The 22,980-nt window shown below is 59.0% G+C and carries 16 protein-coding genes and 1 tRNA gene; 6 read left to right on the top strand and 11 right to left on the bottom strand.

Annotated elements, in window-relative coordinates:
• Positions 1 to 38 precede the first annotated feature (38 nt).
• The gene (locus tag H5P28_RS13075; protein WP_185676154.1) at positions 39 to 803 is read left to right on the top strand and encodes a helix-turn-helix transcriptional regulator; all 765 of its coding nucleotides are present in this window, start codon (positions 39 to 41) and stop codon (positions 801 to 803) included.
• A 17-nt stretch (positions 804 to 820) separates the two neighbouring features.
• Here H5P28_RS13075 and H5P28_RS13070 read toward each other — a convergent pair whose 3' ends face one another.
• Positions 821 to 1,456 (bottom strand): SGNH/GDSL hydrolase family protein, encoded by a 636-nt coding sequence (locus H5P28_RS13070; RefSeq protein WP_185676153.1) that lies wholly within the window; start codon positions 1,454 to 1,456, stop codon positions 821 to 823.
• Between the two features lie 305 nt (positions 1,457 to 1,761).
• Here H5P28_RS13070 and H5P28_RS13065 point away from each other — a divergent pair, with 305 nt between their 5' ends.
• A complete protein-coding gene (locus H5P28_RS13065) occupies positions 1,762 to 2,274 on the top strand; it encodes a DOMON domain-containing protein (RefSeq protein ID WP_221773421.1) in 513 nt (170 codons plus the stop codon).
• 89 nt (positions 2,275 to 2,363) lie between these two features.
• Here H5P28_RS13065 and H5P28_RS13060 read toward each other — a convergent pair whose 3' ends face one another.
• The 5 genes from H5P28_RS13060 to H5P28_RS13040 form a co-directional block, all read right to left on the bottom strand.
• The gene (locus H5P28_RS13060) at positions 2,364 to 3,464 is read right to left on the bottom strand and encodes a PfkB family carbohydrate kinase (RefSeq protein WP_185676151.1); all 1,101 of its coding nucleotides are present in this window, start codon (positions 3,462 to 3,464) and stop codon (positions 2,364 to 2,366) included.
• A gap of 94 nt (positions 3,465 to 3,558) precedes the next feature.
• The gene (locus tag H5P28_RS13055) at positions 3,559 to 4,611 is read right to left on the bottom strand and encodes a beta/alpha barrel domain-containing protein (protein ID WP_185676150.1); all 1,053 of its coding nucleotides are present in this window, start codon (positions 4,609 to 4,611) and stop codon (positions 3,559 to 3,561) included.
• Positions 4,612 to 4,653: 42 nt separating this feature from the next.
• A complete protein-coding gene (locus H5P28_RS13050; protein ID WP_185676149.1) occupies positions 4,654 to 5,868 on the bottom strand; it encodes a Gfo/Idh/MocA family protein in 1,215 nt (404 codons plus the stop codon).
• A 21-nt stretch (positions 5,869 to 5,889) separates the two neighbouring features.
• Positions 5,890 to 6,825, bottom strand: coding sequence for a sugar phosphate isomerase family (locus H5P28_RS13045; protein WP_185676148.1), 936 nt, complete (start codon positions 6,823 to 6,825; stop codon positions 5,890 to 5,892).
• Between the two features lie 19 nt (positions 6,826 to 6,844).
• Entirely contained in the window at positions 6,845 to 7,657 is an 813-nt protein-coding gene (locus H5P28_RS13040; protein ID WP_185676147.1) for a PIG-L deacetylase family protein, read from the bottom strand.
• Between the two features lie 522 nt (positions 7,658 to 8,179).
• Between H5P28_RS13040 and H5P28_RS13035 the strand changes: the two genes are divergently transcribed.
• Positions 8,180 to 9,043, top strand: a complete 864-nt coding sequence (locus H5P28_RS13035; protein ID WP_185676146.1) for an HAD-IIA family hydrolase — start codon at positions 8,180 to 8,182, stop codon at positions 9,041 to 9,043.
• A gap of 73 nt (positions 9,044 to 9,116) precedes the next feature.
• Here H5P28_RS13035 and H5P28_RS13030 read toward each other — a convergent pair whose 3' ends face one another.
• Positions 9,117 to 10,178: a substrate-binding domain-containing protein gene (locus tag H5P28_RS13030; protein ID WP_185676145.1), complete on the bottom strand. Its 1,062-nt coding sequence runs from the start codon at positions 10,176 to 10,178 to the stop codon at positions 9,117 to 9,119.
• A gap of 352 nt (positions 10,179 to 10,530) precedes the next feature.
• On the opposite strand from H5P28_RS13030, the gene H5P28_RS13025 reads away from it, so the two are divergent.
• Positions 10,531 to 10,761 carry a hypothetical protein gene (locus H5P28_RS13025; protein WP_185676144.1) on the top strand — a complete coding sequence of 77 codons (231 nt, stop codon included), beginning with the start codon at positions 10,531 to 10,533 and terminating at the stop codon, positions 10,759 to 10,761.
• Between the two features lie 65 nt (positions 10,762 to 10,826).
• On the opposite strand, the gene H5P28_RS13020 is transcribed toward H5P28_RS13025, so the two are convergent.
• The 3 genes from H5P28_RS13020 to H5P28_RS13010 are packed head-to-tail and all read right to left on the bottom strand — an operon-like array spanning position 10,827 to position 16,523.
• Complete coding sequence (locus H5P28_RS13020) at positions 10,827 to 12,305, bottom strand: efflux transporter outer membrane subunit (protein WP_185676143.1); 1,479 nt, start codon at positions 12,303 to 12,305, stop codon at positions 10,827 to 10,829.
• Between the two features lie 32 nt (positions 12,306 to 12,337).
• Positions 12,338 to 15,448: an efflux RND transporter permease subunit gene (locus H5P28_RS13015; RefSeq protein WP_185676142.1), complete on the bottom strand. Its 3,111-nt coding sequence runs from the start codon at positions 15,446 to 15,448 to the stop codon at positions 12,338 to 12,340.
• Between the two features lie 7 nt (positions 15,449 to 15,455).
• A complete protein-coding gene (locus tag H5P28_RS13010; protein ID WP_185676141.1) occupies positions 15,456 to 16,523 on the bottom strand; it encodes an efflux RND transporter periplasmic adaptor subunit in 1,068 nt (355 codons plus the stop codon).
• Between the two features lie 328 nt (positions 16,524 to 16,851).
• Here H5P28_RS13010 and H5P28_RS13005 point away from each other — a divergent pair, with 328 nt between their 5' ends.
• Positions 16,852 to 18,978 (top strand): alginate lyase family protein, encoded by a 2,127-nt coding sequence (locus H5P28_RS13005; protein ID WP_185676140.1) that lies wholly within the window; start codon positions 16,852 to 16,854, stop codon positions 18,976 to 18,978.
• Positions 18,979 to 19,352: 374 nt separating this feature from the next.
• Positions 19,353 to 19,437, top strand: a tRNA-Leu gene (locus H5P28_RS13000).
• Between the two features lie 627 nt (positions 19,438 to 20,064).
• Here H5P28_RS13000 and H5P28_RS12995 read toward each other — a convergent pair.
• On the bottom strand, positions 20,065 to 22,962 hold the full coding sequence (locus tag H5P28_RS12995; protein ID WP_221773420.1) for an alpha-amylase family glycosyl hydrolase: 2,898 nt from the start codon (positions 22,960 to 22,962) through the stop codon (positions 20,065 to 20,067).
• Positions 22,963 to 22,980: the final 18 nt, after the last annotated feature.

Below are 22,980 nucleotides of genomic sequence, written 5' to 3'. Positions count from 1 at the left end.
ATGGCAAACGTCTCTACTACGAAAATCCGATTGCCATAATGACCCGAAAATTCTGGGAGTTCCAGGTAGTCCTAGACGGCAGCATAGCTCAAATCAGCACCGACCATCCCTCCGGGCACACCTCCCCCGCCTCAAGTCGTCTCTGGATATCTCCGCCGGGCTCCAAACACGGATGGACCGGAATCCCCGGACAACCGGCGACGATTGTTGTATTTCATTTCCACTACATTTCCGAAGAACTCAGCGCCCGCCTGATTGGCCGCAGTCATAATACCGTGATCGACCTCAGCAACGGGGAGGTACAGGAACTGCAAAGACTCGCCATCAGGGTCAACCGATACTGGCATCAACCCAGCGCTGAAACGCAACTTTGCTTCGAGCATGCGCTACTCAGCCTCTGCCTGCTCTCCTGCGAGGGCCTTAATCGCCAGGAACCGCCCAGCGGCTACCATCAAGCCGAAAAGCGCGTGCGTATCGCCCTCACCTGGTATCGGGAACACATGCACCTGGCTCCGGCTTTGCCCGAAATTGCCCAGGCAGCCCACAGCTCACCAGCCAATCTTCGCCGCCTCTTCCATCGGGTATTCCGGGCGTCACCGAAGCAGCTATTCGACCAGTTACGCTACCAGCGCTCCATGCAGTTGCTCACGGAAACCCAACTGCCGCTATCCGAGATCGCAGAACGCTGCGGGTTCCAGGACCTGAGCACTTTTTCGCGGGCCTTCAAACAGCGTTTCGGCTACTGCCCGAGCGAGACGCGTTCGCCGCCAGCGTCCAGCCCTGGATCAAGGCTATCCGGCTAAGCCGGAGGTTCAGCAGCTCAAGCTTCAAGCCCCACTGTTGCCAGCCAGTGCCGAGCCATGAGGGCATGACCGGCCGGAGTCGGGTGAATCCCGTCCACCGTCCAGTAGCTGGGGGGCTGCTTCATGGAGGCAGCAGCGAAGACGCCGTCGAAAGGGACATAAGGAGTCCCAAACTCACGTGCTAACTCACGGACTGCCTGTATCTTGGGGTCGAGATCTTCACGCCATACCTTGCGATCTTCCGGATACGGAAGAAGAAAAGGCTCACACAGGATCAGCCGGCAGCCCGCCTCAACACACTGCGTCAGAATACTCCGGTAACGCTCATAAAAATCCTCCACAGAGGTTGGGTCAGCGCTGTCGTAACGCCTCCAGGTGTCATTCAGGCCAATGAGGACCGACACCCAGTCTGGCTTCAACTCCAGGCAATCTTTTTGCCACCGCTCTACCAGATCAGTAATGCGGTTTCCGCTCATTCCCCGATTAATAAAGGACAGCCCAAGTTCCGGCCGGGAAGCCCCCAGCCAAGCCGCCGCCATTGAGGCGTAGCCACGCCCCATGTCAGCGAGATTCGTCTCCTTGTCGCGAAGAGCGTCAGTGATGCTGTCCCCTTGGAACAGGATGGTTTGACCAGGGTTGAAAAGCAGACTCATAGCAGTTAGTATTTGATTTTGGAGCTTTGGTTATTCTTTCCGCGCAAAACGTGTTTACAATACAAATTTGTTAACATACAAAATAAATACAGTTTCCATTCATTTCTACCATGTCCTTTCCAGCTTACTGCATTCTGACACTAGCTCCGTTTCTAAGCATGCCCGATACTCCCGCCATACCTGAGTCAACTGGCCCAGCTACCCCCGAGGACCATCAGCCATCGCAGGAGCAGGCTTCGCACACACTGAACTTTCGCCAGCATTGGCTCGATACCCCCAGCGATGATTTCACTGACGGGCAGGTAATGCTCCATTCCGACCAAATGGGACTCACCCTCAACATAACCCTTGAGGACAAAGATATCCACAACGAAGCAACCCGCCCCAATCAGCGTACCTGGGAGCTGGGCGACGTGGTGGAGATCTTCGTCGCAGTCCCGGGGAGCGCCCGCTATTGGGAACTCCATATCACGCCCGGTAATCAGCGGCTGCAACTGGCCTGGGACCCAGCCGGGTTTAAAGCGTATCGTCAAGGCGACCGCCCATTCAGCGATTTCTTCGTGGAGGACATGGGCTTTATGCAAAGTCAGACCCAGATCGACTCTGCAAACAACCGCTGGCACATACAGGCTTTTATTCCGTGGAGTTCACTGGGCCTGCCTGACGGTCAAAGCGAATACGCACTTGAAATCGCCGTCTGCCGCTACGATGCCACCCATAACAAGGACAAGGCGACGCTGTCATCCACCGCTCCCCTGACCAAGGCCAGCTACCACCGTCGCCACGAGTGGGACACCTTGCGACTGGCCACAGAATAACTACCAGTTCCTCAATAGCGGTCTACCAGACCTGAGCAACAAAGAGTCAAGCACCGACCCGGCAGGCCGCACCATCACGGCTTCCACCGTCAACTCGTCGTCAGAAAATCTATCAGTTCGGAAAGGGTGGCACTCCGACCAAGCCTCACATACAAACCGGAAGACGCCGTCCCAAGCGCCACACACTCCTGCGGCGGTAACTCCAGCAGCAAGCCCAAGGCGTAACCGGCGTTGAAGCGGTCGCCTGCGCCCGTCGATTTCGCTGGTTTCTCACAAAAGCGTCCCTCCCCCGCATGGACGCCGGAAGCGTTGGCCGCTACGGCGTATTTATGCGCGTGGATAACCACTTCATCTATCTTTAATGCACGGCGCAACACGGCAGCCTGCGAAGCGGTTTCGGCAATCCCCGGTTCCGCCAGAGCCTCGCCACCTGTGATTCGGGACAGGATGTTCGCCTCGTTCTGGTTCAACCCCAACGTGATCGGCCCACAGTTTTCAAAGCCCGGAAGCGCCTCGATCATACTACCGATGTCCGCCTCAGAGCGGCTTGAAGGATCGACCAGATCGATAAAAAATCGCGGACGAGCGGACAAGTGCTTGAACACTTCTTGCTGCAAGAGACGCCAGCATTCCGTCATGTGCGGATAGAGCGACCAATCGGTCAGTGCGATGACGCCAGCTCTTTCACAGGCCAGCCGGAAGCTTCCATCGGCCAGCCTCCCGGCGACGTACTCCGGGGTAAAGTCCGACAAAGGCGTAACGGCGGAAAACATCAGCTTTCCGTCGGCGAACTCGAAGGCAAGTGTGCGCCCCGGCTCGCGGCCCCAGGAATGCAACGAAGCCTGCCCTGCATAGGCGGCGAACGCATCGTCGCAGGGCTCACCTGCCGTGGCGAACGTGTCCACACGCACCCCGAATGCCGCCAGCCCATCCCCCATGTTAATCGCGCATCCGCCCGGTTCCCTGCGGTTGACCACAATCTCACGCAGGCTGCTGTGCCCGGCGGCCGACTTGATTAACTCGCCGAATTGCGAAATGGTTTCTACACGCCGGTAGGCTTCCAAGTGATGACGCTCATCGACCACGGAGATCATTTCATCCACGAAGGCATCAAAGCCGGTGACCGCCCTGCACCCACTGATGCGCGCGCGGTTCTCGTTAAGTAGCTGCGCTAGTTCACCAGAGTTCATAACCGTTGTTTGCTTACTGTTCGGCCTTTCCGGGCCCAATCCTGTTTGACTCCACTCGCAAGAGCCTCATGGAAAGCACCCATAAATAGCATGGTCAGGAATAGCTCATCTTGGCGTCCGTGAGCACGAGATCGTCCTGCAGGCTGCGTGCCGGGGAAATACCGCTCCGCTGCAAATGACCGTGGTAAGCCTTGACGGCTTCACGTGGATCGACCTCCCCGTCAGTAATACGCCGGAGGTACTCAATGAAAGCCAGAGGATGCTCCGAGAGGTTGATCTTACGCCCAAACAATGCCACCTTCGCACCATACTTTTGCGCGTCATGAATCAACTGAAAAGCATCGAGCGTAGTACCTGCACTTCCACCGAGGATGCCCACGACGAGACTGCTGTCGTAAGAAACCAGTTCCTCCAGCGGCCCCGGGCCGTTGTAAGGGATTTTGAGAAAGACCGGACGCCCCACGCGTGTCACACCTGCGAGGCAGCGGATGATGTTGTCATTAAGGAAGCCACCGACCTCTTTCGGATCGAAGCCCGGATCTACGTTCGGGTTAAAAACTTCCAGAAAGTAGCGGAAGTGCTTTCGCTCTGCTTCGAGACGGAAGTTATGAAACGCCTCCAGAGCCGTATAATCCCAATCCAGATTATTCGTGAATGTGATCGAATACAACCCCAGGTCCGCACCGGCCGGGGGCTTATGGTAGTTGGTCTCAAGCTTGCCATACTTGATGTGGTCCAGAGTCGCAGTACGGAAGTGGCGCGACGGCTCCTTGGGGTAGTGCCCCTCACGCACCGCCCATACATCAGTGGTATCATTTGCGCGGGCCGCCGGGGTGATCGGGGAATTCCTGAACACTCCCTCGTCAATCGCCAGCCGCTCAAGATTGGAGGCGGACAAAAGCATGATGTCCACCAGCCGCTGATTGATCACCTCGCGAATCTGGGCCAGGTAGTCAGTCAGCGTCTTATAGCAGCCCTGCCTCCGGTCGTAGCCGTGAGGACAGGTTCCTGCCCGGTTAGGCCCCGGAGCCATCACCCCAAAGGCCATGTCCGCATCTTTAGCATCGGCTATAATAAAGTCACTGCGAGTCGCCGTCCCCGCATGAATGCGGGCAAGTTTCTGGTCCAGGCTTTTTCTGAAAAACATAGAATTAGATCAGTTGAAGGTTAGAAACGGAAGCCGGGGCTCTTATAATTCGACTCGCCTCGCCCGGACTGTCCAGGTCAGGGGAGGTTGATCAAATTCGGAAAAAAGCACACCGCGCTCAAAACAGATTTCCATAGCAGTCGCAAGCCCCGGCATATAGACGAGACGGTTCCCCGGCTCAGTTTCCTTCTCCCGTATTTCATCGGGGGGAAACTCCTGCACGGGCATATGCTGGATCCCCTCAACGCAGAGAGTGTGGGCGGCAGCAGCCTCAGGCGGGCAAACAGCAGCACCCTTGCCTCCATCTCGACAGCGCTGGATACAGTGACGCATTTTGCGCATCGGATCATCGATGGGCGAGCCATAGGCTTTTACGGCACCATCACCAAAGCGGGCAACCATGCCGCCCTCCATCGTAAACTCAACCACCGCATTCTCATATTCGTAGCGCATGAGCGGACCGGAATACTCCTCTACACAATGCGCCGAATAAAACAGAATCTCCACCCCCTCGCGCGTTTCAATACGGCAACAGGCAGCATCGAAATTCTCAATCTTGTTCGCACGGTAACACTCCGCTGTAACGGCTGTCGGTCTCGCAGCGGCGCTGGACTCAAGGCCCGCGATGTAAAGCATGGCATGCAGATGATGAGCGGTCGCGTTATTGACCGGGCTGTCATAAACTACCCGCCCGGCGGCATCGCGGACTGCCCCGGCCCAGTTATTGCGCCCGTAGTAAGCACTTCCGCGCGGCCAGGCCACGCGCGTGAGAAAACGTCGAGGCGCCCCCAGCAAGCCCGCCAGCGCATCGCTTTTTAGCTCCTGCACAGCTTGGCTGAACACCCATTGGTATCCGATTTCGAGAAACCTTCCGCTGGAATCGCGATGCGCGATCATCCGCCGAGCCTCGTCCATCGTCGCGCAAATCGGTTTCTCACACAGCACATTCATTCCCGCCTCCAGGGCCAGGCAAGCTTGATGCGCATGAAATGCGATGGGTGAAGAAATCGCCGCCAAATCCGCACGGCTGCCACTGGCAAGGTAATCCTCCAGCGTCGAGAAATGCGGCACACTTTCAGCCTTGATCCGCTCCCAGGCGGGGCAATTTTCCGGGCACGGATCAACAACCGCCACCAAACGCGCCATACCCTTATGGGCGTATTCCCTGACCGCCTCAAGGTACCTCATCCCATAGCCGCCAATCCCTACGATCAGCACCTCGACCGGTTTCACTTCATCCGCCTTTCGTTTGTTCATGAGCTTCCGGACACGCAAATCTCAGTGCATTTCGACCGCGACCTCTCCGATTCCCGATCTCAGATAACTGAAACGCACATTGGGATGATCCGCCAGCAGAGACATCGGTACCGCCGTGTCCATGATGCTGTTGGCAATCATGAAAGCGGTAAGACGAATACCGAAGGGATTGTCGTGGTGGCCGGGATGCCAGATCGACACGCAATCAGCCTTCCAGGTCTCCCGCGGCCCCACCGTAACGGCTTCCGTCGGCACCATGCTTACGTTACCTCCGCCGCTCGTACGGGCATTTTGCATGACAGTAACGGGGTGAAGTTTTACTCTGCGCGTGCCCAGCGAACGATATTCATCCGGCGTGGGCGGCACATCGGTATATGCGCCTTCGCGCATCAGCGGGTCATTGAATGCCCAGTGCTTCACCTCGCCCTGGCCGCCCTGCATGATCGCGCAACGCACCGTGTCATAGCTCGCACTGTAGGCTTCAAGGTCACCCGTCGGAAAATGCTTGTTGGCCTCGGGCATGGCGAGCGCTGACTCGATACGGTCAAAGCACAGCTCGTTGTCGCAGCGCGCAAAGGAAAGCGGATGCTTTGGGCTGACGGTTTCACCATCAATCAGCCATTCGTCCATCCCCCAGAAATGCGCCTCGTGCCTGCCCAAGTCGAACCTCATCGCGTTCACCATCTGAGCCACCAACGGAAGATGTTCGGTCGGCCCGATCGGGCCGCAGATGCCCACCGGATTATCCGGAGTGGATTCACGCCAGGCCTCCAGGTACTCCAGTGCCTGCGCCGCGTAAAACTCCTGCGGCGTATCATAGATCCGTACCGAGAACCCAGGCCGGGAGAGTTGGGTCAGGTCCCTGGCGCTGAGCCGGGCAGCGTCGTTCAGGATCGCAGGGTCCAGTGTCGTATAGTCCCACCAGGCGGGAGCCAACTTGCTAATCGGTCGTGACATAGTGATTGGTTATTTGCGGTTAGCTACCCCGAGGTGACTGCGGGTAGTTTTTGTTGAGCCAAAGCGCACCCGCCAGCACTTCTTCCAGCGGGCGGTAGCTCTCGGCGGAAAGCCCAAGCGAAGAATGCCGGGTAAAACCTTCAGCGAACTTAAAGCATCCGGTGTCGCTCCCCTGCTCCAGCGCCATGCGCTCCATCTCCTCCAGATAAGCGTCCATTCCCTGCGTCTGATCCAGCCAGAGCTTCTGGCTCTCGTGGCAGGCAAGCGCTTCGCGCTTTAACGACAGAGCCTCACTGATATCGATATAGAAAGAAGGATAAGCCCGCGTGCCGTCACGTGGGCTTCGAAGCCCGTGCGGCAGCGCGTGGTAGAGCGCACAACTACCCGCTACCGGCGGGACGGAGGGTTCGGTAACATAGTTGGGCATCGACGCCGTAAAGGCCGCATGCAACGCCAGTCGAGCCGTCTCCATATGGTCCTCCATGTAGTCCTCAACCGCGTGCGTCAGGATAATATCCGGGCGAATGCGGCGGACAACAGCACTGACCCGCTGAGCACTTTCGCGCCCGTAAAAAATGTCCAGGTCATCAAACAGAGGCGGATGGGCAACAGCCCCAAGTACCTTGGCGGCGGACAGGTTTTCATTCCAGCGGCGGCGAGCTGTCTGTTCCCGGTCTTCGACCATGCTTCCACAACAGCCGTTGGCGAGCGTCAGGTAATGTGTCTCAACGCCACGGCTGTGCAACATCGCGAGCGTTCCCGCACACGAAAACTCAATGTCGTCCGGATGGGCGAACATGGCGAGCGCCTTGATGGTGCTTTCTTCCTGCATAGAATGACTTGCTCTAGTGATACTCCTGCGCGTTCCCATCGGATGCCCAGCCATCCGCCATGACTCCGCCACAGGGCAGATGCCCGGCGATTGGCTCACCGCAGAGTCGTTAAATTTCCGTTCATCAGCCAAAAGACTGATGATTAAACATGCTACGTTAGCCAACCCCATCTGCAACAATATTTTCATGTTAAGAAACAAAAATAAATTTACACTTGATAGCTGCCGCCTGCCAGACCCTTCGTTTGCATATTTCCAATCAAAAACCTGAAAAACCCAGCTATCATGTTAAAAATCAGATAGATATATTTTAGCCACGACTGCGACTGAAAGGGCATAACACACGTTTTTGTTAACTCAGGCACAGACTTTGCTCTAGGCGAAATGTGTGCAAAATACCGACAAGTGCGAAAAATACAGGCACCCGGAATGGCCATGCACGCACACTTTAGTCCTCACCTTGTTATCCTCAGGATCCATTACCCGACTAACATAAACGAAAACAACACTAGCAAGACAGTCATGGAACTAGGATTTCTCATCGATATGGACGGAGTGATCTACAAGGGATCACAGGTCATTGATGGCGCCGTCGATGTCATCAATCATCTGGTCAGAAAGAACATACCTTTCTGCTTCATCACCAACAACAGCCAGAAAACACGCCGCGACGTCGCCCTGAAACTCAAGAAGATGGGTATGCAGGTCGAAGATCGACACATTTTCACCTGCGCAATAGCCACTGCACGCTTCCTGGCTTCCCAGAAGCCACAGGGAACGGCCTTTGTCATCGGCGAAGGCGGCCTCAACCTCGCCCTTCACACCAACGGCTACTCGATCACCGAGGATAATCCCGATTATGTCGTCGTCGGCGAGGGCCGGGTGATCAATTTCGAAAACCTGGAAAAAGCAACCCAGCTTGTCCATGCCGGGGCCAAGCTCATCGCGACCAACCTCGACAGCAACTGCCCGATCGAAAACAGCATCCGTCCCGGCTGCGGGGCCATCGTGCGGCTGATCGAGGAGGCCACCGGCGTCAAAGCCTTTTCCGTCGGCAAGCCCAGTAGCGTCATGATGCGGCTGGCCCGCAAGCAGATGGAAACGACCACCAGCCAGACGGTCATGATCGGCGACACCATGTACACCGACATCCTCGGAGGCGTGGAAATGGGTTACCAGACTGTGCTCGTCCTCTCCGGAGGCACCAAGGCCGAAGAGGTCCGCAATTACTCCTACCGGCCAAACCACATCATCGGTAGCATTGCAGACCTTCCGAACCTCTTTCCGCAGGTTTTCGAGGAGCCCCTGCCCGTCCGGCAGAAAAAGAGTCCGCGTCCCCTGAGCAGGAAACGGCACGCGGTTCTGGCCGCTCATGCCTCCACCTGAGTCTTTTATCATCCACGGGAGTCACGGACTACGTCGGTTGGCTGCCACTCCGGCAGCCAACCGGGTCCCGCGCTCAAGTCGTTGAACCGATAACCAGCTCGAGCCTGAGATGCGAGCGATCGTGCAACTGCCCGGGATGCGCCGAGGCGGCCAGCCTTCCCAACTGCTCGAAATTAACCGATAGCGAACTGAAACCGCGATCCGAGACCATTTCGCTCCCAAGCCCTGCCAGGATACCAACATCCTCCGGTATCCGGTAACCGGCTGCGATAATGTTCTCATGCAGCGCAACCGCGAAATTGTCTTCCGGGCAGAAGATCCCTACCCGCTTATGCGAGCGAGCGATTGCCTTGAGCCAGCTCAGGTTCTTCGGATTACCGTCGAGTTCGACCACCTTGACCGTATCCCCACCACCGAGAACGCTGGAGGTCTTCTCAAATGCGTCCACGATCTGGTCCACCGTTCCATAACCGCGGAAGGGTCGGGCGACGATGACCTTTTCATAACCGCGGGAAAGAAAATGAGAAACGGCAAGCAACGCCCCCTGTTCGTAGTCTGGATAAGCCGACTCCACGCCTTCCACCGCGCAGGATCGCAACAGCATGCGCGGGGACGGCATTTCACGTGCGTAGCGCGCCAGGACCTCATCGTCCCATAAATCGTCCAAAATCGTAATCGCGCATTCGCTGGCATGCACCCGCATATAAGTCTGCAGGGCTGCCTGCTGTTCCTTGGGGCTGGCATAGTCAGGCCGCGCATCCGGACGCTCCTGCTTGAGCAATACATTAACCGGATGAATGAGCATTCCCCGCCCGCTCGCCTCACAGGTCTCGCTCACGCCCCCCATCAGGTGCGGATACCAGGAAGCCCAGGCGTTAATGCCCCGGATAAGACAACCCACGGGCTGCGGACGCGCAAGCAGCGCCTCGGCCTCCGGACTGTAAAAGCGGCCTCCCTTGCTCTGCCATAAAAGCTTCTCCTCGACCATCCGCTTCATCACGCGGGCCACCGTAACATGGGAAAGGTTGAAACGCTCCCCCAGTTCGCGCGTGGTCGGCAACGGCGTGGTAACCGTACTCGTTTTACGCAACAGCCGCAGGATATCCGCTTCGAGCTCTTTCCTTGTTCCGATCATGCCTAACCGAGAGACAAACAGGTTGATGCATAATATTCGAGCAGAATCTAATGTTTCCTAACAACGCTGTATGTAATTCCAAGTGTTTACCTCAAGCCAGACATCCGTAAACCCGCCGACGTCCCTCAGGCTCGGCAAGCCTTGCCACAGGTTAACACAACCAAAACGACAAGCCATTCTATATGGTTTTTTCTCAAGATCAGGACGTCCAGACTCTTTTTTCAGCATGATAATACCCGGTATTTAGCAGACGCATTACGTTAACGAATTAACATTGTATTTTAACAAAATTTAAAAGTTTCACACCGATATAAAGATCTACTCTCCGCTCGCCCACACCCTCAGTTTCTGAATGAACATACACCCTATCGACTGGCTCATCCCTGCGGTCATCGTGGCCCTGATGATCGGCATTTGCGCGGTAGCACACGTGCTGAACAAGAGCGTGGCGGACTTTCTCGCTGCAAACCGGATGGGGCGGCGTTACCTGCTGGCGGTGGGTCAGGGGATGGCGGGGATGGGGGCGATCTCCATCGCGGCCAATTTCGAGAAATACTATCAGGCGCGGCCGTCCGCACTGTAAACAACACACAGGTGAAACCGCATCGCCGCGATTCCGGGGTTTACTCCCGACCGGTTTTATTGACCTCAGCCCTGATCCAGCTCCGAGGACGACGGCGGTGTCGGAGCGGAGTTGGACAACGCGTCCAGCATGGCGTCCTCCCCCTGAAGCGAGCTCAGGCTGGCGGGTGACCAGCCCCCGCCCAACGCACGGATGAGGTCGAGCTGCCGCGCATAGAGGGAGTTTTCCAGCTCGGCCAGGAGGAGCGCGTTATTGAGCGCGGTGCGCTCGGTATCGACGACTTCGAGGTAGTTGACCAGCCCCGTCTCGTACCGCTGCTGCGCGACCTCGGCGGCGGACCGGGCCGCGCTCGCGGCGTCCTGCTGCGCCTCAATCTGGATGTGGAGCGTTCGCAGCGCGGCCAGCGCATCCTCAACTTCCTTGAATGCAGTCAAGACCTGCCCCCGATAAAGCTCCAGCAGTTCCCGGTACTCAGCGCGGGCTTCATCAACCTGGCTGGAGATACGACCGGCGTTGAAAACCGGCATGCTCACGCTCGGTCCGAGCGAACCAAACAGGCTGGAGCGCGTGAACCAGTTCCCGGCGTCGGCGGCAGCAAAGCCCACGTCGCCGGTGATCTGAATGCGCGGGAAATACTCGGCCACGCGGGCACCGATACGCTCGCTGGCGGCGCGGACAACACTCTCGGCCTGCGCGAGGTCCGGGCGACGCTCCAGCAGTGTAGAGGCCACGGCGGGGGGCGCGGGCGGCAGGTAGGGCACCCAGCCCGGATCGGGGGCCAGGGCAAAGTCCGAGGGGTAAGTCCCCATCAGGATGGCCAGCGCATTCTGGGCCAACGCCCGGCGGCGGCGGAAGCCTTCCAGTTCCGAACGCGCAATCGACCACTCCGTACTGGCCTGGTAAAACTCCAGGTCGTCGGCCAACCCGCTGTTGCGGCGGACTTCCACCAGGTCGAGCGAACGCTTGCGCCCGGCAACGGTTTTTTCCAGAAACTCGATCCGCTGATCGAGCGTGCGGATTTCAAAGTACTGTTGCGCGACAAGAGTCTGCACGAGCACGATAGCGTAGCCGTAGGCGTCGGCCTGCGCCTGAGCCTCAGCCATCGCGGAAGCGCTCAGGCGGCGTACCCGGCCCCACACATCCAGTTCCCAGGCCAGCCCGAGGGCGGAGGCGAAGTTGTTGCGAGTGGAGGCATCCCCATAGGGACGGGTCTGGTTACCGGAACTGCGCTGACGCATGGCCTCGGTGAAAAAGTCCACCTGCGGGAAAAGCTCCGAGCGGGCGACACCGACCGAGGCCGCCGCCCGGTCCACCCGGGCCAGCGCGGCTCCGATGTCGGGATTCGCCTCAGTGGCGGTTTCAATCAGCGCAGTCAGTTCGGGGTCGTCATAGGCCGTCCACCACTGGGCGGTTAACATCTCCCCCTCGGCAGAGTCTTCGTAGCGCAGTTGAGCCGGAGTCTCCAGGTCCGGGCGTTCGTAGTCGGGGCCGACCATGCAGCCCCCCACCCCGAGCGCAAGGAGCACCGGAAGAGTCGTTCGCAACGGCGAGGTTGTACGCGATAAGGTCAACGGGCTCATTCCTTGAAAGCTTTCTGCTCGGCCTCGGCTTCGATGCGCCGGGTACGTGCGTTGGGGCTGGTGGTGAAGCGGCCCAGAAAATTGTACGCCCAAGGCACGACGAAGAGCGTCAGCAGTGAGGCCACGGAGACGCCAAAGAAAATCACGATACCGATGGTCATACGGTTCTCGGAACCGGCCCCCGTGGCCATGACCAGCGGGATCGCCCCGAAAACGGTCGAAATCGCCGTCATCGCGATGGGCCGCAGGCGCAGTTGCGCGGCTCTCAGGATGGCATCGCGCACGCTCATGCCCTCCTCGTCGCGCAACTGGTTGGCGAACTCAACGATGAGGATACCGTTCTTGGCCGCCAGCCCGACGAGGATGACGATCCCGATCTGCGAGAAAATGTTCAGCGTGCCGTCAACCGTCATCAATCCCCATAAGCCCCCGGCGATGGCCAGCGGCACGGTCAGCAGGATCGTAAAGGGATGAATCCAGCTTTCAAACTGCGCGGCCAGCACGAGAAAGACCATGACGAGCGACATCCCGAACACGAAGTAGATCGCCCCCTGCGCGTCGATGAACTCCCGCGACTCGCCCTTGTAGTCGATCTGCGCGCGGGCGGGGAGTTTTTCCCGGACCGAGGCCCGCAGGAACTCCAGCGCCTCGCCCAAGGTGTAGCCTTCGGCCAGGTTGGCGGAGATAGTGATCGCCCGCAGTCGGTTAAAGCGGTTCAGGGTGGAGGCTTCGGCCGTCTCACGGATGTCAACCAGGTTGCTCAACGGGATGAGCGTCCCGCTCTGCTCGGAGCGCACGTAGATGTTGGTCAGGTCGGTCGTCGTCTGGCGGTCGCTGTCGCGGCCTTGCAGGATGACGTCGTACTCCTCCCCGCGTTCGAGGAAGGTCGTCACCCGGCGCGAGCCGAAAAAGGTCTCCAGCGTCTGCCCGATCTGGCGCAGTGAAACACCGAGGTCGGCGGCACGCTCCTTGTCGATGTTGACGCGCAGTTGCGGCTTGGTCTCCTTGAAGTCGGTATCGACGTTGAGCAGGTAGGGGTTATCGCGGGCGGCGTCGAGGATGATGTCCTGCCACTCACGCAGTTCCTCGTAGGTGTTGCCCCCGATGACGAACTGCACCGGTTCGCCCACGTTGCGCGTGAGGCCGCTGCGCTGGACCGGGAAAGCTTGTACTCCCGCCAGCCGGCCGAGCTTGGGAGCGATTTCACCGACGATCTCGTGCGAGGAACGTCGCTGCCCGAAATCGTCCAGCACCACGATAGCCATGCCCCCGTTGAAGGAGTTCGGAGTGCCAAAGCTGCGTGGCGTCCGCACGAGAATGCGCTTGGCCTCGCCCGACTCGACCAGTGGCATGAGGTCGCCCTCGATTTGGCGCATGTAGTCACGGGAGTACTCGTAGCTGGCCCCTTCCGGGGCGTTCATTATGACAAAGAAAACCCCGCGGTCCTCTCGCGGCGCGAACTCCGAAGTCAGCCCCCGGAAGCAGAAAACCATCGCTGCGGCGGAAACCAGTACGACCCCCGCGACCAGCAGCGGATGCCGCAGCGCGCCCGAGAGGCAGCGCCGGTAGAGGTTGGAGGCGTAATGCAGGGAGCGGTCCACCTGCTGCGCGAAGCGCCCCTCGGTCTGCCCGGAAGACAGGAGAAAGGAGCACATCATGGGCGAAAGGGTCAGCGCGATCAGGCTTGAGACGCCGACCGAGGCCGCCAGCGCGAAGGCGAACTCGCTAAAAAGCCGCCCCGTGTTGCCCGAGAGAAAGCCGATGGGCACGAAGACCGCGATCAACACGAGCGTCGTGGCGATGACCGCGAAGCTGACCTGCTTCGAGCCGCGCACAGAGGCCAGCGCCGGAGACTCCCCGAGGTGGATGCGGCGGTAAATATTTTCCAGCACCACGATGGCGTCGTCCACCACCAGGCCGATGGCCAGCAACAGCGCGAGCAGCGTAAGCAGGTTCAGGGAGTAGCCCATGAACTGCAAAAAGATCAGCGCCCCGGTGAGCGAGATCGGCACGGTGACGGCGGGCACAAGCACGGCCCGCACACTGCCCAGGAAGGCGAAGATCACCAGCACGACCAGCACGAGCGCGATCACCAGCGAGATGTAAATCTCGTTAATCGAGTCCTCGATGAAAACCGTCCGGTCAAAGCTGCTGAAGATCCGCGTCCCATCCGGCAGCGACTCCTTAATGCGCTCGATTTCCTTTTTTACCCCACGGGCCACCTCCAGGGTGTTGGCAGTGGACTGGGGAATGATGCCCAGGCCGATCATGTCCTGGCCGTTGCCGCGCAACTCCTGCCGGTGCTCGACCGCACCGATGCGGGCCTCGGCCACTTCGGCCAGGCGGATCAGATGCCCGTCCCTCCCCTCGCCTACCACAAGTTGCGCAAAGTCGTCCTCGGTCTCGTAGCCGCGCTGCGTGCGCACCGTAAAGTAACGGTCAGTGGAGTCCACCCGCCCGGCAGGCAGCTCGACATTTTCCGAGCGCAGGGCTTCTTCAATATCGGCGACCGTAATGCCGCGCGCAGCCATGGCGTCGCGATCCAGCCAGACACGCAGGGAGTACTCGCGGGAGCCGCCGATGCGCACCCGCGCCACACCGTTGACGGTCGAGAGGCGGTCCACCAGGTAGCGGTCGGCGTAGTCGGTCAACTCCAGCCCGTTGAGTTCGTCGCTGGCGAGGTTGTACCACATGATGACGTCGCCGCTGGAGTCCACTTTAAATATCTCCGGCGGGTCGGCCTCCAGCGGAAGGTTGTCCAGGGCTCGCCCTACGCGCTCGCGCACGTCGTTGGAGGCCGCGTCGATATCCCGGCTCAACTCGAACTCAATGCTGATGTCCGAACGTCCGTCCTGGCTCGACGAAGTAATTGATCGGATGCCCTCAATACCGCTGATGCGGTCCTCCAGCAATTGCGTGATCTTGGTATCGACCACCGCCGCCGACGCCCCCGGATACGAGGTCTCGACCGAGACGATGGGCGGGTCAATATTCGGGTACTCACGCACCGGCAGTTCGCGGAACGCAAGGTAGCCGACCACGATGAGCAACAGGCTCAGGACGGAGGCAAAGACCGGGCGCTTGACCGAGATTTCAGAAATATGCACGGCGCGCTCAGGAGTCGGTGGAGTGGTTGAAAACCTGCTCCTGGGTTAATGTGTTGACCGGCTGTCCGCTGCGGGCGCGATGGCCATGCGTGATGATCGCATCGCCCTTTTCCAGCCCCTCCAGCAACTCGGCCACGCCCTTCTGGCGGCGCCCGACCCGGACCGGCACGCGCTCGGCCAGGCCGTCCTCAGTCACGCGGTAAATATACTGCTGATCGCCAATCGGGCTCAAGGCGCTCTCGGGTACGGTGAGTACGCTCTTGCTGCCAAGGTTGAGCTCGACCAGCAGGAGCATCCCCGGGCGCAACGCAAAATCCTCGTTCGAGACAAAGGCGCGCACCCGCGCGGATCGGCTGACCGGGTCGATATTGGGCGAAACGGAGCGGACTTCGCCCTCGAAGACACGCCCCGGATAAGACTCAGAGCGGGCCGTGATCTTCAGGCCCGGCGCGATCTGTGCAAAGTTACGCTCGGGCACGGTGAAGTCCACCTTGACCGGAGTCAGATCGATAATCTCAACCAGATCGTCTCCGGCCTCGACCAGTTCACCGGGGCTGAGATCGCGCAAGCCGAGCACACCGTCAAAGGGGGCGTAAATCCGGCGGTCGTCCACACGGGCCTTGGCCAGATCGAGTTGGGCGCGGGCGACATTGAAGCGCGAAATCTCCTCGTCGATGACCGAGCGCGAAAGCGCCCCGCTGCCCTCGACCGAGCGCACGCGCTCCAGTTGCTGGGAACGCTCGTCGAGACTGGCCTGCATTTCCTCCAGTTGGGCCTGCTGCTCGGCGTCGTTGAGCTGGATGAGGAGGTGCCCCTTTTCGACGTGCTGGCCGGACTCGAAATTGACCGCGATCACCCGCTCGGTGATTTTTGGTGAGAGCATGGCCTGTTCGTTGGCCCGGACATTGCCAAGCGCGCGCACGGTCTCGTCCCAGACGATTTCCTCCACCTCTCCGGTCAGCACGGGGGGCGGCGGAGGGGCGGCACGCTCGTTCTCCCGCCCCGGAGCGGGCGCGAAAAAGAAGTACACCGCCAGGGCGGCGAAGGCGAGAGTGGCGAGGGCGGAGACCATCATCCCAAGCCGACGCTTGGGTTTCGAGTCCGTTGATGAATTTTCAGCGGGCACGCTACGGACTAAAATGGCACTTTCGCCGAATGCAACTGAAACCGCCCGTTTATTTCTCCGGTTTTACCTGGTAAATCCTCATTCGTTGTCCTGCAGCAATGAGCAGGAGTCATCTGTATCAGCAGCAAAGGCATTGCCGCCGAGTCCGATTTAATGGTTTTATGCAGACGGCCACCAACGGTGAAAACAAGAGTCGCGACTCACCGCCCGGCCTGCCTTTACTTCAGAAATAATTGACGCCGCGCTCCAGCACCCCCCTCCCCTTTCAACATCCGCTATGAATTACTCGCGAGCCCTTATCCTTGCCCTGTCCCTGCTTCCCATCGCTGTTTCGGTCCGGGCGTCCCTGGCCGGAGACGACCCCCGCGCCGACGGCTATCAGGAACTCTACACCGTGGCGGACGTATGCGAGATTTACCCCGAGCAGGTGGAGCAACTTTTTGAAGCCCTCGATCTTGATACCCCTGGCCTGGAAGCCGTCAAGGCCGCCTACCAATCGGGCGACACCGTCCGGGCTTCCGAACTGCTGCTGGCCTACTACCACGATCATCCCGAACACACGGCCCAGCGGATAGAGATCCCCCTCATCCCCAATGAGACTGACATCACGGACATTACCCTTGCGGATCTCATACTCGAAGACCGGATGACGTCCTACGAACTGACCGCCCCCATCGCCCGCCGCTCCAACGGGCGCGTGGACTGGTATGACGGCGGCCCTCAAGATGACAAACAATGGGCTGCCAAACTCAATCGCCACATCCCGCTACGCACCCTTTACTACGCCTACAGGCAAACCGGGAACCCCGCTTACATCGAGAAGCTGGACGAACTGATGCGCGACTGGATCGTGAGCAGCCTCCCGGCCTACACGGCGGACACGCCACAGGAGACCCGCCTGGCTGACCGCATGTGGCGGCCGATGGAAATGGGCATCCGCATCCACGGCTGGGGCAAGTTCTTTTACGGTTTGCAAGACTCCGGACAGTTTCGCCCCGCCACCCGACTCCTCATGCTGTGCAGCATCGTTGACCACGGGCGCGGCCTGCGTAAGGACCATTCGCTCGGCGGCAACCACGCAACCCTCGATCTTTCCGGGCTCGCCACCTGCGCCGTCCTCTGGCCCGAACTCAGCGAATCCGACGAATGGTTCACCCACGCGGCGGATTACCTGGGCAAGGACGCCTCCGAGCAATTCTACCCGGACGGCGTGCACGAGGAGTTGACCGCAGGTTACCACGCCTACGCCGCCGGTAACTACGAGCGCCTCGCCAACGCGGCCCGCAGCGCCGGTAAACCACTCTCGCCGGAGCTTCAGGACACGCTGCAAAAGGCCTGGAACTACTACGCGCTCATCATGCTCCCCGACGGTTCCCAGCCCGCCAACAACGACTCGGGCCTGAGCGACTCAAGAGAGATCATCCTCAAATACGCCGCGATCTACAATCGGCCCGACTGGCTTTACATCGCCACCAATGGCGAACAGGGAGAGCGCCCCAAAGGCCTGCCCTCGCGAATGTTCCCCTGGGCTGGGCACCTCATTATGCGAGACGGCTGGGGCAAGGACGCCCAATGGGCGATGTTCGACGCCGGTCCCGCCGGTCCCGGTTTCCATGCGCACTATGACCGCATGCACCTCTCACTCATGGCCTACGGGCGCAACCTCCTTGTCGATACGGACAAATTCGCCTATCAGGGCGAAGTGGCCGACAAATTCCGCGAACCCTACGCCGTGCACTCCCGGGGCCACAACGTCATCCTGATCGACGGCAAGGGCCAAACCCACGGCCCCAGCAAAGCCGAGGCCCCCCTCCCCAAAGACCAATACGCGATCACCGAGACCTTCGACTACGCCCGCTACGCCTACGACAAATTCGAGGAACTCACCGGCCAGGCCGAACATGAGCGGGCCATCTTTTACGTACGCGGCAAGTTCTGGATCGTGGTGGATCGCATCACCAGCAGCCAGCCCCGCCAAATCGAGGCCCTCTGGCACTACCACCCGGACTGCACTGTGGTCCTCGACGGCGAGGCCGTCGCCTCTGTCGATCCCGGCGTTGGAAATCTGCGCATCGAGCCAGTTGGGCAACTCGCCTGGCATCCGGAAATCACCAAGGGACAGGAAGAGCCTACCTTGCAAGGCTGGTTCTCACGTATTTATGGCCAGTACGAGCCTTCGCCCGCCGCCGTTTACAAGGCCGACATCGGCCAGGGCGCGACGGATTTCGCCTGGCTGCTGCTCCCCTACCGGGGAGAAAAAGCCCCAGCCGCCCGCGTTCGTATTCTCAGTGACACGGAGGCGGGACTTCAAGTCGAGGTCAAGCTGGACGACGAGCGCTATGTGGCTGACATTCCTCTGACTTCGGCCATGCAGCCCGCGCTTTCCACCAAGCCGCAACCGTAGCCACACGAGCTTCGTAACCTCAGTTGACCTGCCTATCGAACCATCGCTGCGCGTAGGCCTCGAACGGCAATTTACGCTCGAACCGGTCCGCCTTGAGTTGGCCGACTTTTCCCCGAAATTCTTTAAGTCGTCATTCTGCGAATTTGCGGTCTTGCGTTTTGAGCGATTTTCTAATCTGCTTCCCGTTCTTCTTGACCAACGCATAGTAGGTTCCTGATGACGAATTACGGTACAGACACTCTCCAACCTTAAAAAAGGCGTCCCAGATGATGGCGTTGCAGCCATGCACATCATCATCGGGTTACAAAAAGGGTGTCAAAAGCCAAAATTCGAACACCAGAGATACCCATTAAGTAGTTGATAGAAAGCACCTTGCCCGGGTGGCGGAATTGGCAGACGCGACGGACTCAAAATCCGTTTTCTTCGGAAGTGCGGGTTCGACCCCCGCCCCGGGTACCAAGGTATAAATCACTCATAAAAAAGAGCTTAACGGTAAGCGAAGGCCATCGATCATTCACAGCTTGAGCTGGGGCTAGGTGGCAAAAAAACGCAAAATCAGGGCAGAATTAAGCATTTGAGAGCAAATGCAGGACGGACTTAAATCTGATCTACTGTGCGAAGAAATTATGCCCTGACTCATGAGCAAAAGGCGGATGCCCGCTCAGCCTATGCGATCCTGAAGGGAACCGATGATAAGCCGGTCGCATTGGTCGAAGCTGTAGGCCTGGGCGCACTTGATGCCCATGAGCATGACGCGGGTAACCCAGCTCGGGATACTCCTGGCTCTTGCGACGCAAAGCACCCCGTAACCTTGCGAGCCAAGGGGTAGATCCCTTCACCTAATAACCAAAGGTGCGGCGATGCATCCTGAAGTGACGACAAGCCGCCGGGGGCGAACGTCTGCTTGCTGATACCAGCCTCGCGGCAGACATCTACGATCGATTTGCCCGCATCGACGGCACGTAATATGCGAATTCTTTACTCTGTTGTGTATCGCTTGCCTTTCATGCCCTGAGCCCTTTCTACGCACTCAGACTAACTTTGCAAGCGGCTCAGTTTACGTGGACACGATCAATCAGCAACAGCCTAAGGCTTGAGGTAAGTCCCGTCTTCGCCGATCTTTCCGGGCCCATTGAGCACATACACTTTCATATTGCCCTTGCCACTGACAGAGGCCGACAAGCTACCCGCTACGACATTCTGCACACCCCCGGTAATGGCGTCCACATAAGTTCCGTTGGGGATGCCGCTAAAGGTCGCTCCGCCGCTGATCGCCACCAAAACAAAGCTATCCGTCTCGGCATCCGTGTACCTGCGCTTAAAAGCGATTCCCCCGCTGATGCCGTCGGTCGAGTACTGCCCCTTTTGCAAGGCTGGCACGGCCCGACGAATCAGGTTCAGGCGGCGGATATGCTGAGCCAGCGGATGACTGAGCGTGACGGCCATTTCCCCGCTGGTGTTACTGTACTGGCCGAAATCACTCACGGACACGCTGCCCTGCAGATGATCTCCGTAGTAAGCCCGTCCAGTCTGCGAGAGCGGCTGATTCGGCCCGACATCTATCGGCATGCCTTTCTGGAACTCGATCTCACTGCCGTAGTAAATGCACGGGATGCCGCGGAACGTGAACATCAGACTCAGGTTTTCCGCCCAACTGTCCTGAGGCTGCGCGAAGCGCTGATTCTCCGGCGCGCCGTCCGGGGCGTAATCGTGCGAGTCAACGTAGGTCACGTTGAACGTGGCGTCGTTGTACCACAGGTCCCCGCCCACCGCTACGCCGAATGCATCGGCTGCGTACTGGAAGTTCCAGTGCATGGGAAAGTCGATCACCGCCATCCCCGAGTTCAGCGAATAGTCCGGGGCGTGGTAGTCGTTGCCGATGAGCCGGTGATTATTGCTCATGGGCTCATTGTCCACCGTCGAGTTGTCCTGCCAGTGCTGGTAAACGGAGGCTTCATTGAGCGTGCGCGTCCCCCACGGGTAGGACACCGTCTCGGCCCAGGTGTAGAACGGTGTGGAGATGGCAGGGATGTTACTGTTCCAGACCTGGCGGTAACGGCTCGCGATCTCGCCGAACATGAAAAAGTCCTCGCCCCCGCGCTGTTTGAAGGCCGGGACAAACGTGTTGTTGAACGTCAAGCGTGAGATATGCTTCACCGTGTCGATGCGGAACGCATCCACGCCCATGTCGATGTACTGGTTATACGCGTCGATCAGGTACTGCGCCGTCACGGGATTTTCCGTATTAAGATCAACAGTGTCACCGGCGATCTGTCCGGTCTGCACCGTGTAGCCCTCCCACTGAAGCGACTTCTCGTGGTGGTAGATAAAGTTCACGTCATTGGCGTCCTCCTTCATCGCGTCGATACGGGCCCCGTACTGGTTGTTTGGAGCCAGGCTCGCGTAATTCAAAGGCAGCACTCCCATCGGGTCATCAATGGTGACGGCGCTGTTCGCGGTTTCATTGAAGTTGATCGTCTCCGAGCGCTGGAAGAGTGGGTAGAGGTTTTCCTCGCCGTAGTTGCAACTGTGGTTGAGTACGATGTCCTGAATGAGCTTCATCCCCCGTGCATGCACTTCATCGATCAGGGTCTGGTAGCTCACGCCCGCGGATTCGTAGCGGAAATCCACCTTGCTGTGGTCGATGGCATGATAGCCGTGGTAATCATAGCCGCTGGCATTTTTCACCACCGGGGTGATCCAGATGGCCGAGAAACCGAGCGCCTTGATGTAGTCGAGCTTTTCGATCAGCCCCTTGAAATCTCCCCGCCAGGCCGGATCCGTACTGGGGTTCAGGCCGCCGTCCCAGCACTTCATGTTGTTGGAGGGGTCGCCGTCGTAGAAACGCGTCGTCATCACGAAATAGATCGTCTCCTCCCGGAAATCCCCGCCGCTCACGCCGAGTTCGCTCACGGTGATCGTCTTGGTCAGGATATCGAAGAGAATGCGGTAGGTCTTGTGATCCTGAACGGGATAGTCCTGCACCGGGTATCGCTCAGAGAAGTCACCGTAACGATCAATCAGAAACCGGGCCGGGCTCTCCTCGCCGTCGAAGGTGGCAATGTACTCGTAATATCCCTGTCCGAGATGCGTCATCTGTGCCGTGTTCCAGTTGTTCGATGTCCCCCGGAAATACCAGGGCTCGATCACCCCCAGTTCCTCCGTCGTGATCGCCTTCGTGTCGCTGTTGAAGGTGATGCGGTAAATGCGCTGGTCGGTCACGCTGACATCCGTCTGCGCGGGATAACGCTCGGAAAAGTCGCCCGTGTGGTCGATGAGGAACCGGGCCGGACTCTCCTCGCCGTCAAAGGTGGCGATATACTCGTAGGTATTGGCGGACAGGCGCGTCATCTCGGCCATGTTCCAAGCGTTGGGTGTCCCACGGAAATACCACGTGTCGGGCAACCAGATCTCTTCCGTCGTGATCGCCTTGGTCGCTTGGTTGAAAAGGATGCGGTAGGTTTTATAATCGTCCACCGGATAGTCCTGCGCGGGATAGCGCTCGGAAAAGTCTCCGTAACGGTCGATAAGGAAGCGCGCCGGGCTCTCCTCGCCATCGAAGGTGGCGATGTACTCGTACAGATTCGCGCCGAGATAGGTCATGGCCGCCGTATTCCAGGCATTGGGCGTCCCGCGAAAGTACCAGGTGTCCTGCGGCAGAATTTCCTCGGTCGTGATGGACTTGGACACCGTGTCAAACGTGATCCGGTAGGTCTTGTGGTCATCGACCACGCGGTCCGCCGCCGGATAGCTCTCGGCCCAGTCGCCGCTGCGGTCGATCTTGAAACGCGCGTTGGTGTCCTCACCGTCAAAGCTCTGAACGATCTCGTAAGTGGTGGTATCCACCGGGGTCATCGGCGCGGCGTCCCAACCGTTCGGGGTTCCCCGAAAATACCATTCGGCGTGCGAGACAAGGCTGCCCAACGTCAACATGACGAAAACAACCGGCAGAAGCTGACAAGCGTGGGGGACAAAGCGTTTCATGGGAATATCCTTTCGGTG

Origin of the sequence: Ruficoccus amylovorans (assembly GCF_014230085.1) — a bacterium.
Taxonomy (GTDB): Bacteria; Verrucomicrobiota; Verrucomicrobiia; order Opitutales; family Cerasicoccaceae; genus Ruficoccus; species Ruficoccus amylovorans.
The sequence above is the reverse complement of the archived record's forward strand: the minus strand, read 5'-3'. Positions and strand labels throughout refer to the sequence as shown.

Excerpts from the sequence above, each read along its gene's own strand:
- H5P28_RS13010 (WP_185676141.1), bottom strand. The coding sequence starts at position 16,523 with ATGATGGTCTCCGCCCTCGCCACTCTCGCCTTCGCCGCCCTGGCGGTG.
- H5P28_RS13075 (WP_185676154.1), top strand. The coding sequence starts at position 39 with ATGACCCGAAAATTCTGGGAGTTCCAGGTAGTCCTAGACGGCAGCATA.
- H5P28_RS12995 (WP_221773420.1), bottom strand. The coding sequence starts at position 22,962 with ATGAAACGCTTTGTCCCCCACGCTTGTCAGCTTCTGCCGGTTGTTTTC.
- H5P28_RS13045 (WP_185676148.1), bottom strand. The coding sequence starts at position 6,825 with ATGTCACGACCGATTAGCAAGTTGGCTCCCGCCTGGTGGGACTATACG.
- H5P28_RS13040 (WP_185676147.1), bottom strand. The coding sequence starts at position 7,657 with ATGCAGGAAGAAAGCACCATCAAGGCGCTCGCCATGTTCGCCCATCCG.
- H5P28_RS13060 (WP_185676151.1), bottom strand. The coding sequence starts at position 3,464 with ATGAACTCTGGTGAACTAGCGCAGCTACTTAACGAGAACCGCGCGCGC.
- H5P28_RS13005 (WP_185676140.1), top strand. The coding sequence starts at position 16,852 with ATGAATTACTCGCGAGCCCTTATCCTTGCCCTGTCCCTGCTTCCCATC.
- H5P28_RS13025 (WP_185676144.1), top strand. The coding sequence starts at position 10,531 with ATGAACATACACCCTATCGACTGGCTCATCCCTGCGGTCATCGTGGCC.
- H5P28_RS13070 (WP_185676153.1), bottom strand. The coding sequence starts at position 1,456 with ATGAGTCTGCTTTTCAACCCTGGTCAAACCATCCTGTTCCAAGGGGAC.
- H5P28_RS13065 (WP_221773421.1), top strand. The coding sequence starts at position 1,762 with ATGCTCCATTCCGACCAAATGGGACTCACCCTCAACATAACCCTTGAG.
- H5P28_RS13035 (WP_185676146.1), top strand. The coding sequence starts at position 8,180 with ATGGAACTAGGATTTCTCATCGATATGGACGGAGTGATCTACAAGGGA.
- H5P28_RS13050 (WP_185676149.1), bottom strand. The coding sequence starts at position 5,868 with ATGAACAAACGAAAGGCGGATGAAGTGAAACCGGTCGAGGTGCTGATC.
- H5P28_RS13030 (WP_185676145.1), bottom strand. The coding sequence starts at position 10,178 with ATGATCGGAACAAGGAAAGAGCTCGAAGCGGATATCCTGCGGCTGTTG.
- H5P28_RS13055 (WP_185676150.1), bottom strand. The coding sequence starts at position 4,611 with ATGTTTTTCAGAAAAAGCCTGGACCAGAAACTTGCCCGCATTCATGCG.